At 64.6% G+C, this 10,591-nt stretch carries 8 protein-coding genes and 1 other RNA gene; 7 read left to right on the forward strand and 2 right to left on the reverse strand.

Annotated elements, in window-relative coordinates:
- The 5 genes from NTZ26_15420 to NTZ26_15440 form a co-directional block, all read left to right on the forward strand.
- A partial coding sequence (locus tag NTZ26_15420) for an FAD-binding protein (protein MCX6561884.1) occupies positions 1 to 1,040 on the forward strand: 1,040 nt, incomplete at its 5' end.
- Between the two features lie 115 nt (positions 1,041 to 1,155).
- Positions 1,156 to 1,536, forward strand: coding sequence for an ACT domain-containing protein (locus NTZ26_15425; protein ID MCX6561885.1), 381 nt, complete (start codon positions 1,156 to 1,158; stop codon positions 1,534 to 1,536).
- Complete coding sequence (locus NTZ26_15430) at positions 1,533 to 2,651, forward strand: hypothetical protein (protein ID MCX6561886.1); 1,119 nt, start codon at positions 1,533 to 1,535, stop codon at positions 2,649 to 2,651. Before NTZ26_15425 ends, NTZ26_15430 begins: the two co-directional genes overlap by 4 nt.
- On the forward strand, positions 2,648 to 3,742 hold the full coding sequence (locus NTZ26_15435) for a M20/M25/M40 family metallo-hydrolase (GenBank protein ID MCX6561887.1): 1,095 nt from the start codon (positions 2,648 to 2,650) through the stop codon (positions 3,740 to 3,742). Before NTZ26_15430 ends, NTZ26_15435 begins: the two co-directional genes overlap by 4 nt.
- 31 nt (positions 3,743 to 3,773) lie before the next feature.
- Entirely contained in the window at positions 3,774 to 4,322 is a 549-nt protein-coding gene (locus tag NTZ26_15440) for a hypothetical protein (protein MCX6561888.1), read from the forward strand.
- Positions 4,323 to 4,327: 5 nt separating this feature from the next.
- On the opposite strand, the gene NTZ26_15445 is transcribed toward NTZ26_15440, so the two are convergent.
- Together NTZ26_15445 and NTZ26_15450 are read right to left on the reverse strand one after the other, a co-directional pair.
- Complete coding sequence (locus tag NTZ26_15445) at positions 4,328 to 6,976, reverse strand: M14 family metallopeptidase (protein ID MCX6561889.1); 2,649 nt, start codon at positions 6,974 to 6,976, stop codon at positions 4,328 to 4,330.
- Between the two features lie 91 nt (positions 6,977 to 7,067).
- Entirely contained in the window at positions 7,068 to 8,966 is a 1,899-nt protein-coding gene (locus NTZ26_15450; protein ID MCX6561890.1) for a beta-galactosidase, read from the reverse strand.
- 171 nt (positions 8,967 to 9,137) lie between these two features.
- Between NTZ26_15450 and NTZ26_15455 the strand changes: the two genes are divergently transcribed.
- Together NTZ26_15455 and ffs are read left to right on the forward strand one after the other, a co-directional pair.
- Complete coding sequence (locus NTZ26_15455) at positions 9,138 to 10,421, forward strand: tetratricopeptide repeat protein (GenBank protein ID MCX6561891.1); 1,284 nt, start codon at positions 9,138 to 9,140, stop codon at positions 10,419 to 10,421.
- Between the two features lie 22 nt (positions 10,422 to 10,443).
- Positions 10,444 to 10,591, forward strand: an RNA gene (ffs, locus tag NTZ26_15460) — signal recognition particle sRNA large type; the annotation flags it as partial.

Raw genomic sequence — 10,591 nt, forward strand, 5'->3', positions numbered from 1 at the left:
TCGACGAGGCCGGGTTCAATTTCCCGCCCCATCCCGGCGAGGAGAGCGCCATGGTCGGCGGTATGGTGGCCACCAACGCCGGCGGCAGCCGGGCCGTCAAGTACGGCGTCATCCGCCAGTACGTTCGGGGGCTGGAGGTCGTGACCGCGGTCGGCGACATTTTATCGCTCGGCGGCAAGCTGATCAAGAGCAGTACGGGGTACAACCTCATGCATCTCTTCATCGGCTCGGAAGGGACGCTGGGGGTCATCACCAAGGCCGTCATCCAGTTCCGGGCCAAGCCCGCCCTGACCCGCTCGCTGGTCATCCCGTTCGCGACGTTGGAGGCCGCGATCGAGACAGTGCCCGCGCTGCTCCGGCACGATATCGTTCCGCTGGCCCTGGAGTTCGTCCCCCTGGATGTCATCCGGCTGACCGAGGCCCATCTGCAGCGGACCTGGCCCAGCCACGACGGGGAGGTTCATCTGTTCGTCATCCTCGACGCCGCGTCCGAGGAGGAGATGGACCGGCTGTCCGAATCCGTGGCCGCGGCCGGCCTGGAGCGGGGCGCCCTGGACGTCTTCATCGCCGACACCCCGGCCAAGCAGGACAACGTCCTGGCCATCCGATCGCACATGTACGAAGCCCTCAAGGCCGACATCGTCGAGGTCCTCGATATCTGCGTGCCGCGGGCCGAGATCGCCGGCCACGTCAAGCGGGTCAGCGAGATCGCGGCCAAATACGGCGTCTGGCTGCCCACCTTCGGCCATGCCGGCGACGGCAACGTGCACACCCACATCATGAAAGCGCGCTGGCGGGCCGGCCGGGTCGAGCCCGTGCCAGAAGCGGAATGGCGGGCCACCTTCGATCCGGTCCGGGCCGAGATCTACGCCGATGGGCTGGCCCGGGGCGGGGTCGTCTCCGGCGAGCACGGCATCGGGCTGGTCAAGAAGCACTACCTGGCGGCCAGCCTGCCGCCGGTCCAGATCGAGCTGATGCGCGGCATCAAGCGGGTCTTCGACCCCCGCGGCATCCTCAACCCGGGTAAAATATTCGATTAATGCGTCTTGGGCGCGGCATTGATTTTTCCCCCGTCGGGCCTTATATTGGAAGCACCGAAATGGGAACATCGCCGGCTTCCCCAAGAGGCCTTTAAATCCACATTAAGAGGTATCCATGGAACGCATCACCGAGATCTTTGTCATCCTGGAGAACAAGCCTTCGACCCTGGGCGACCTCTGCGGCTACCTGGCCGAGAACGAGATCAACATCGAGAGCATCGGGGTCTTTCACGACACGGCCAAAATCTACGTCAAGAGCCTGAATAAAGCCGTCAAGCTTCTGGAGAAGCTCAACTATACGATCGAGCTGCGCGACGTTCTGCTTATTGAGCTGGAGAACCGCCCCGGCGCCCTGGCCGAATTCACCGCCAAGCTGGGCGACGAGGGGATCAACATCGAGTACTGCTACGCCACCTTGAGCCGCAAGAACAACATCATCTCGCTCGTCGTGGACGTGGCCAATATCGACAAGGCCATGAAGGCCTTGCAGGGATGACGCGTTCCGTCCGTCGGGGTTTCGCGGCCGGGCTGGCCGTCCTGGCCTTGGCCTCGCTCGCCGGGGCCGGCGATATCCGGTTCCTGGTCAAGGACCTCTACCCGATCGCCTCGGTGACCGGGAACGAAGCGGCCCTGGCCGCCAAGATCGCCGCCTTTCTGCCCAAATCGCTTGCGGCCGAGATAGACGGCCTGGGCGGCCTCTACGCTCGTTTGGGATCGGGCGGGCCGATCGTCGTCGCCGCCCTGGACGAATTCGGGTACGTCGTCAGCGGCATCACGCCGGATGGGTACCTGACCCTGGATCGGGTTGGTGCGCCGCCCGTTCCCATCTTCGATTCGTTTCTCCTGGGACACGCCGTCGTCGTCGGGACCAAGGCCGGGCCGATCAACGGAGTGGTCGCCCAGCCGGCCATGCACCTGCTGTCGCGCGAGCGCCGCGATCAGCTGGCCAAGGAGCTGACGCTCGACCTCATCTTCGTAGACATCGCGGCCCGGACCGAGACGGAGGCCCGGGCCAGGGGGGTGGAGATCCTGGACCCTGTTTCCTTCAAGCCCGTTTTGGCCGAGCTGGCCGGCGACCGCTTGGCCGGGCCCGGACTTGGGGTCAAGACGCTCGGCGCCGTCCTTGCGGCGGCGGCCGGGTTGAGCGTCCAAGCGGCGGATCTTAACAAAAAGCCGGCGGCCGCCCAGCTCGCCTGGATGGCCCAATCGCGGTTTCCCGCCCGCGGCTCGCGCTCGTCCCTCGGCGCGGCGCGGGCCCGCAACCGGATGACGGGGAAGACGGCCATCGTCCTCGATATCATCCCGGCCGACCGGGGCGAGACGAGCCCCGTCTTCGGCAAGGGCGTCGTCCTCGTCCAGGCCAAGGAAGGGCCCTCGAAGATTCGCGATTTTATCGAAAGCACAGCCTCGGAAATGAAGATCCCGCTCCAGTTCCGGGTGGGAATCGAGTCGCCGCTGCTGGCGCCCTTCTTGGCGAACGGCGGCGACGCCGTCATCCTGGCCCTGCCGGCCCGCTACGCCGGGACGCCCGCGGAAACGATCGATATGAAAGACGCCGGCCGTCTCGTCGATCTCCTGACCGAGGTCTTCGGGAAGGGGAGATTCGAATGAGCCGCAAGCCGGGCCTTCTTGCCGCGGCGATCTGCCTGGCGGTCTTCGCGGGCCCGGCCTCGGCCCAAAGCCCCGTCTCGGATTGGGACCTTCTCCGGCAGATCGTCCTCGTGCCGGGCCTCTCCGGCCAGGAGACGGCGGTCATGGATTGGATCCAGGCCCGCCTTCCCAAGGGCGTCCAGCCGGAGCGCGATGCCCGCCGGAATCTCTGGTTCACTGTCGGGACGGGCCGGCCCCATATCCTCTTCGTCGCCCATGCCGACGAGCTGGGAATGACGGTGGACAAGATCTCCCCGTTGGGCTTGGTCCGCCTGAAAGGGCGGGGCGGGTTTTTGCCGCAGGCGTGCGAGGGCCGGCCGTTCGCGGTCCAGACGCCCAAGGGGCCCGTCGACGGCGTCATTCCCCCCCGGTCCGATTTCGATACGGCCAAGGCCGCGCCCTTCGCGCCGGAAGCCTACGACCTGGACGTCGGGGCGTCGACCGAGACGGAGGCGCGCGGGCTGGGGATCGCCGAAGGCCAAATGGTTCTCTTCAAGAAGAGCCTGATCGATCTCGCTTCGGGCGTCCTGGCCGCGCGGGCCGTGGACGACCGGGCCGGCTGCGCCGCCCTGCTGGCCGCGGCCCAGCAGACCGACTGGTCCAAGCTCAAAGGCCGGACCATCACATGTGCCTGGAGTGTGGAGGAAGAGACGGGGCTCCTGGGGGCGACCGAGCTGGCCCGCGTCCTCAAGCCGGATTACGTCTTTGCCGTCGACACGTTCGTGTCGTCCGATTCACCGCTCGAGAACAAGCGTTTCGGGAACGCCCGGCTCGGCCAGGGCGCGGTGCTGCGGGCTTTGGACAGCTCGAATATCATCCCCAAACCGCAGCTGAACAAGGTCCTGGCCCTGGCCGCGGCCCGCAAGATTCCGGTCCAGGTGGCCGATTCCCGGGGCGGCAACGACGGCTCGGTCTTCACCGTCGGAGGCGCCGTCGACATCCCGTTGTCGTGGCCGGGGGCCTACGCGCACTCCTTCATCGAGAAGATCGACGCCCGGGACCTCGCGGCCCTGACCTCGCTGATCAAAGTGATCATCACCTCGTTCCAATAGGCTGGATTCAACCTTGAAGGCAGGAGAGACCATGGCTCCGCATGCGCATCCCGACGAACTCATCGACCGGGTCGACGGTCTTTACCGCGCCACGGCGCTTCGCACTTACCGAAAGACGGCCGGAGTGCTGTTCGACGCCGTCCCCATGGGGTCCTTCGCCTCCATTCAAGCCATCGACCGGGTTTTGCATGACCGGGGCGCCCTTTCGCCCGGATCGACGGCCGGGATCGAACGGCCTTGGTACATGCACAACGGCCAGGAAGATAATCTGGTTGTGTTGGCCGGGTTTCGCGACATCGAGCTTTTCCGGGATGGCCGCCTGATCCGATTCCGAGTGAGGCCGGAGCGGATCGAAAAAGACGGGGTCGTCCTGGCCGATCGGCCGGCCATGCTGTCCTGGCCGACAAACGTCTACCATCGCATCGCGAGCTCCCCCGAGAACGGATCGGCCTCGATCAACCTGGCTATTCGGCACCCCTGGTTCGACCTGCGGACGGAATTCAACATCTACGACCTGGATACGGCCACGGGCCGCGCCCGCATCGTCCGCGAGGGACACCTCGACCAATCGGGCGAGTAGGCGCCTTAGTTCGCTTCGGGATAGAGCAGGGCGTTAAGTAGAAACTTATACGTTCCGTGCGACTGGGCCCGGTTCTGGGCCCGGATGCCGATCAGGATGAACCGGCCTTCCTTGTACTTGGTGTCGACGACGCAGGCCTTGCGGGCCAAATTCTCTTCCCCCAGCAGCCAGCCGGAAAGCAGGATCTCATCCTGCGGGTAGGTCGCCACGACCTTGCGGTCCCAATCGAACGGCGGATTGGAAGTGTCCAAGGCCAGGCTGTTGACGAACATGGCCGCGGCCTCCTTGGGCATGCCGTAGCCGATGGGCGTCTCGTTGTCCACCAGGATGCGGAGAATCGAAGTCGGACAGAAAAACTTGGTTCGATCGACTCCGGTCAGGCTGCTGCGGGCCGGGGCGCCGAACTCGGCAATGGCCAGGTCGCAGGCTCCGTTGAGGGTGACTACGACGCCGCCCTTCTCGACGAATGCCCGCAGGGCATCCATGCCTTCCTGGCCGATGCCGCCCTCGTACTCGGGCGGGGTGGTCGAGGTCGAAGGCCGAGCCTGTGCGCCGGGTGTGGCCGCGCCGCCGGGGGCGCCGCCGGGAGCTCCGCCGGGCATGCCGCCGCGCTGGCCGGATCGAATGGTCGCCGTACTTTCGTCGGCGAAGACAATGACGTCAAAGTCCGCGCGCAAATCGGGCTTCTTCTCTTTGGTCCCCTTCAAATCCTCGTTGTGCAGGGTCTTGTAGGGGATGGCCAGGTCGTCGAACATGTAGCGGGTCCAGCCTTCGTCGGCGTTGCCGCGCCAGGACTGGTAGAGGCCGACGCGATGAAGCTTGAGCCCGGCTTTGGCCAGGCCTTCGATATCGGGCAAGTCGAGGACGGCCAGATGGTATTTTTCGACCAGGGCGGGCAGGGCCGCTTTGACCTCGGGCGTGTTCTTGACGAGGAAGCTTCCGGCGGGAATCTCGAGACCTTTTTTTATCGATTTGGCTTTGGTCCGCCAGAATTCGGCCTTGGCGTCCTTGAGCAGGGCGAAGGCGATGGACGAGGAAGCGTTGATCCGGGAATCCAGAACGATATATGCTCCTTGGCCCTGTCCCGCCGAAGCCTTGGGCGACGGCACCGCATCCAGCCGGTCCAGCTTGGCCTCGAACGGCTCCATGATCTGATCGCAAGCGACGCCCATCTGGAGCGGCAGAGTCCAGCCGGCGTTGTCGTAGGGCGGCTGCGGGGGGCCGCCGGGATACTGGCGGATGTCGGGGTATTTCTGTCTCTCCAACAGGGCCCAGGCGTAAGGCTTATAGGGCTGGGCCATCTTGACGACGAACGACCCGGCGCCGTAGAGCCGGTTGCCGACCATGAAATCGGCCTTGGCTTGGTGGATTTCCACCCCGCCCCGCATCAGGACGTCCAGCATCCGGAGCATCGTCGGATAGTCGTGCTGCTTGGCCGGGATGATGAAGGCGTAGGGTTGGCCCTTGTCGGTCTTCTCGATGGCGTCCTTGGACATCCGCCAATAGTTGAGCAGCAGGTCTTCCTTGTGCAGGGCGGCCGTCTTGAGCAGGCTCTCGGTCATGATGACTTCGTACTCGACGATGTCGCGTAGGCGCCACCAGCCGCCGGGCCAGGGATCGACGAAATCCATCATCTTCTCGACGTAGGAGGAGGGAATCTCGCTCGGTTCGATGTAAATGGGGGTCGCCAACCGGACCGAAGCGGCTTCGCTGAGGATACCGATGACATTGTGCAGCCAAGGCGTGTCGTCGCCGGCCCCGATGTACCAGGCCGTGTAGCTGCGGCCGTTGACGATGCCGCTCTTGCCGGCCTGCTGCAGGTCGTAAGCCATGGCCGTGCCGAGGAGGTTCTGGGTCCTCCAGACAAGCGGATGGATATTGGGCAGCGGCGGGTCCATCATCGGCGGGATGAAAAGGCGGGCGCCGTTGGAGCCCTGCTGGTGCTGGTCCATGTGGATCTGGGGCAGCCAGTCGTGATAAAGCACCTGGGTCATGGCCCGGGTCTCGCTGAGGTTCAGCATGTACCAGTCCCGGTTATTGTCGTGGCCGGCGTAATAGTGGTACAGCCAGGGCATCGAGCCGGCCTCGAACTTCGTCCCGACGTATTTCTTGTACCAATCGACGACCATCTGGTTGCCGTCGGGATTGGAGGTCGGGACTAGAAGCAGGATGACGTCGGCCAGGATCTTCTTGGCGTCGTAGGGGGTCTTGCCGGCGACCAGGTTGTAGGCTAGCTCCATGGAGGCCTGGGAGGCCCCGATCTCGGTCGAGTGCTGGCTGCAGGAGACCAGGATGACGGCCTTGCCCTCCTTGGCCAGCGCTTGGGCCTCCTCGATCGGCGTCAGGCGCGGGTCGCGGAGCTTGCGGACGATCTCCTTCCAGCGGTCCAGCCGGGCCAGGTTGGCCTCGGTCGAGATGGCGGCCATGATTATGGGCTTCTTCAGCGTCGTCTCGCCGATGACGAAGAGCTTGAGCATCGGCGATTCCTGATCGAGCTTCTCGAAATAGGCCTTGATCTGGCCGTAGTCGGCCAGCTTCTTATCAGCCCCGACCTGGAACCCGAGGAACTTGTCCGGAGGGGTCTGGGCGGCCAGCCCGGACGCCAGGACGAGGATGGCGAGAGCGAGGGGAAGGAGTCGGCGCGAACGAAACATCGGCACCTCCGGCGGATGCAAAATGGAAGCGTGTTTCATACCACGCCCCTTAGGCGAAGTCAATTTGGGGCGGTGCGCGCCGGCACCCGACTCAATCCAGGCTTTTCTCCCCGGTCACGATCGCCGGAGCCGTCCGGTGGAGGTCGAAGACGACGATCTCGTTGCGGCCTTTCTTGAGAAATGGGGCCGGGCAGTACAGCCGTTTCTGCGGCCCGATCTCCCAGTAGCGCCCCAGATTGTGTCCGTTGATCCAGACGATGCCTTTGGCCCAGCCGCGCATGTCGAGGTAGGTGTCGCCGAGAGTCTCCAGATCGAAGCTCCCCCGGAAGAACATCCCCGGCCGCGCCTCCGCCCCTTGCGGCCCCGGCAGGAGCGGCTTGAATTTCAGCCCGGCGAGGTAAGCCGGTTCCATCGGCAGGGAGAAAGCCTGCCAATCCATCAGGGTCATACCGCTCAGGGTGACCCGGTCGGTGATGCCCTTGCGGTCGATCATATATTGGCTGAAATTGATCCGGCCCATCCCCTCGACCAGGATGTCGAGTGTGGTCGGCTTGGAGCCGGCCGCGGGAATCTCGATGGTGTCTTCCTTTTTCGCCCGGCTAAGCGTCCCCAGAATTTGTCCGTCCACGTAGATGTTGGCGTAATCGTGAAGCTCCCAGATTTTCAGCTTGCCGCTGGCATGGCCGCGGAAGCCCGTCCGGTAGAGGATGAAACCGTGGTCCTGGCCCAGGAATTCCATGGGCTTGGGCTGGGGGATCGCCACGGACGGAGGCAGATTGTCGAACAAGGACGCGCCCTCGGTGAAGGCGACGGTTGCGATTTCGATGACGGGCAGAGGCGCGGGCATGTCCGGAAGCACGGCCCCGTCCGGCTGGTGCTTGGCCAGCAGGTCGCGGATGGCGAAATACTTGGGCGTGGGCCGCCCCATCTCGTCGAGGGGGGCGTCGTAGTCGTAGCTCGTCACATCGGGCTGGTAGGCGTCGCCCATATTCGCGCCGGCCCAGAAGCCCCAATTCGTGCCGCCGTGGACGACGTAGAGATTGAACGATTTCTTGTTGGCCAGAAGCCACTCCAGATCCTTGAGGACTTCTTCGGTCTTGGCCCGGGCCCAGGGCTCGCCCCAGTGGGTGAGCCAGCCGGGATAGAGCTCGCTGCAAAAGACGGGAACGCCGCGGCCGAGCTTGGCCGCCGCGGCGAAATCCTTCTCGTTGGCCCCCGGGTCGAGCCCGATGGCGCAGCCCGGGATGGAACCGGCCTCCAGCATGTAAGGCGTCGCCCCGTCGGCGGTGTAGAAGGGAACTTCGATCCGCCCTTTCTCCCACATCGATTTCAAGGCCGACAGGTAGCCGCGGTCGTTGCCGTAGCTACCGTATTCGTTCTCGATCTGGACCATGAGGACCGGGCCGCCCTTGTGAACCTGGAGCGGCCGCAGGAGATCGGCCAGCTTGGCGATGTACCGCCGGCAGGCCTCGATGTAGCGTGGGTCCAGGCAGCGGACCTTGATGTCGGGCGTGCGCAGGAGCCAGATCGGCAGACCGCCGAAGTCCCATTCGGCACAAGCGTAGGGTCCCGGGCGCACCACGACCCAGAGCCCGGCCTCGCCCGCCGTTCGGATGAAGGCGGCCAGGTCGTTGCCGCCGCTGAAGTCCCACTTCCCGGGTTCGGCCTCCAGTAGGTTCCAGAAGACATAGGTGCAGACGGTGTTCAGGCCCATGGCTCGGGCTTTGAGCAGGCGGTCCTTCCAGTACTCGCGCGGGATCCGCTGAAAATGCATCTCGCCCGCCAGCATTTGAAAAGGCTTCCCATCCAGGGCAAACTCGGTCCCCCGGAATCCGAAGGTGTGGATGGCCTTCGGCCACGGTTCGGGCGGGAGGGGCCGGCCGCCCGGCAGCATCTGGAAGGGCCGGCCGTCCGGGCGAGGCCCGGTCCCCCGAAGTCCGGCCGCGGGCCAAATCAGGACCATGAGAAGGACGGCGATCGTTCGCTTCATGAGCGTTCTCCTCGGCGAGCCGTGCATCCGCGCTCGGCGCGTCCGGTATACCACACTCCGGCCCGGCCGGGGAAGACGCGCGAACAAGACCTCGCGGACCCTTCCCGCGGTTTCGTTTGACAATCCGCAAACCCGCCGCTACCATGATTCCGGAAGGAAAATAGGAAGCGAATGCGGAACATCCGATTCTCAGCCTCGTTCCGGCCGATTCTGGCGGCCCTCCTGGCCCTGTCGTTCGGGGCCGCTCTGCTCCCAGCCCAAACCCAGGAAGACGATGCGGCCGCTCTTCTGCGCCAGGCCGATGGGTATTACCAGAAGGGCGATTACAAGCTGGCCGTCGGCACCTATCTGGAAGCAGCGGCGATGTCGCGCAGCAAGCTGAACCTTTCGGCCGCCTATTTCGGGCTGGCCTTGTGCTATTTCTACGATCGTGACATGGCCAATTCGGTCAAATGGATGAGGCAGACGGCCCAGATCGATCCCGGCAAGGAGATCTCCGACTCGTTCTATCCCAAGAGCTTCGTCGATCTTTTTCAATCGGTGCGGGCCGAGGTGAAGGCCAAGGGTCTGCCCGCCGAAGAAGCTGTTGGTGCGGCCCGTCCCGAGAAGCGGGCTGAGGAGCCCCCTTCGGCGAAGTCCGTCCCGGTTCGGAGAACGGAGCCCGATCCCGCGGCGGAGACGAAGCCCCGGGCGGCCGAGACGACGCCGGTCGAAGAGAAGCCCTTGAGCCTGGGGACGCTCTTCTCCAGCGGGCATTGGGAAGTCAACGTTCATTCCGGAGTCTGGACGATCGACCCGATCATGGGCCTGTTCAAGGGCAAGCTCCTCGACAAGCTGGGCGAGGAGCTGCAGCATCAAGTCGTCAAGAAGCTCGGTGCCTCCTATGGAGGATTGGTCGAGGCCGCCTTTACGCCGAGTCTGGAGCTCGATTCGCAGGGCGGTAACTACGGCCTAGAGATCCGGTACTACGCCCGCGGCTGGGCCGGCACCTTCAGTTTCGGAGCCTCGCTGGAAAAAACCCGCATCAAGCTGGCCATGACCGGGTCGGCCCAACAGACCTTCACCAACGGCGCCACGGCCCAGATCGAGGCGACCGCCGCCTTGGAAACCGCCCCCTTTTCGACCAACTTCGGGTTCCGCTGGGAGATCGGTCGCGGCCGTCTGCGGCCTTTCGTATCGCTCGGCTTCGGGTTCGCCTCTTTCGACGGCACGGCCGCCTACGCTTATTCGGGGAGCTACCAATATGGCTCCAACTCCGACTCCATCAGCGAGGAAGAAACTAAAACCTTCGCCGAGCTGTCGGAAGACATCGATTTCGCGATCCCCAAGAACATCATTATTTTCCAGCTCAGCTTCGGGCTGAAGCTGGATGTCTACAAAGGGATTTCCCTCCTGGCCGAGGCCGGGATCTGGGACGGGCTGCTGCTTCGCGGCGGCCTCGCCTACCGCTTCTGATTGGGTTATAATAACCGCTCGGCCGTGCTAGACGGGGAGCCAGCGGTGCCCTGTAACCCACAACCCGCTACAGTGGGGTCGATGCCCCTGCCGAGGCCGGACCTTTTCCGAATGCGTCTCCGAAAGCGGCGTTGACGGCCGGGGCCCCGGGCAAAGCGTCGCCTGCCAAT

This window comes from Candidatus Aminicenantes bacterium, from assembly GCA_026393855.1.
Taxonomy (GTDB): Bacteria; Acidobacteriota; Aminicenantia; order Aminicenantales; family UBA4085; genus UBA4085.

Coding starts and splice junctions, on each gene's coding strand:
- NTZ26_15425 (MCX6561885.1), top strand. CDS start 1,156: ATGGAACGCATCACCGAGATCTTTGTCATCCTGGAGAACAAGCCTTCG.
- NTZ26_15430 (MCX6561886.1), top strand. CDS start 1,533: ATGACGCGTTCCGTCCGTCGGGGTTTCGCGGCCGGGCTGGCCGTCCTG.
- NTZ26_15435 (MCX6561887.1), top strand. CDS start 2,648: ATGAGCCGCAAGCCGGGCCTTCTTGCCGCGGCGATCTGCCTGGCGGTC.
- NTZ26_15440 (MCX6561888.1), top strand. CDS start 3,774: ATGGCTCCGCATGCGCATCCCGACGAACTCATCGACCGGGTCGACGGT.
- NTZ26_15445 (MCX6561889.1), bottom strand. CDS start 6,976: ATGTTTCGTTCGCGCCGACTCCTTCCCCTCGCTCTCGCCATCCTCGTC.
- NTZ26_15450 (MCX6561890.1), bottom strand. CDS start 8,966: ATGAAGCGAACGATCGCCGTCCTTCTCATGGTCCTGATTTGGCCCGCG.
- NTZ26_15455 (MCX6561891.1), top strand. CDS start 9,138: ATGCGGAACATCCGATTCTCAGCCTCGTTCCGGCCGATTCTGGCGGCC.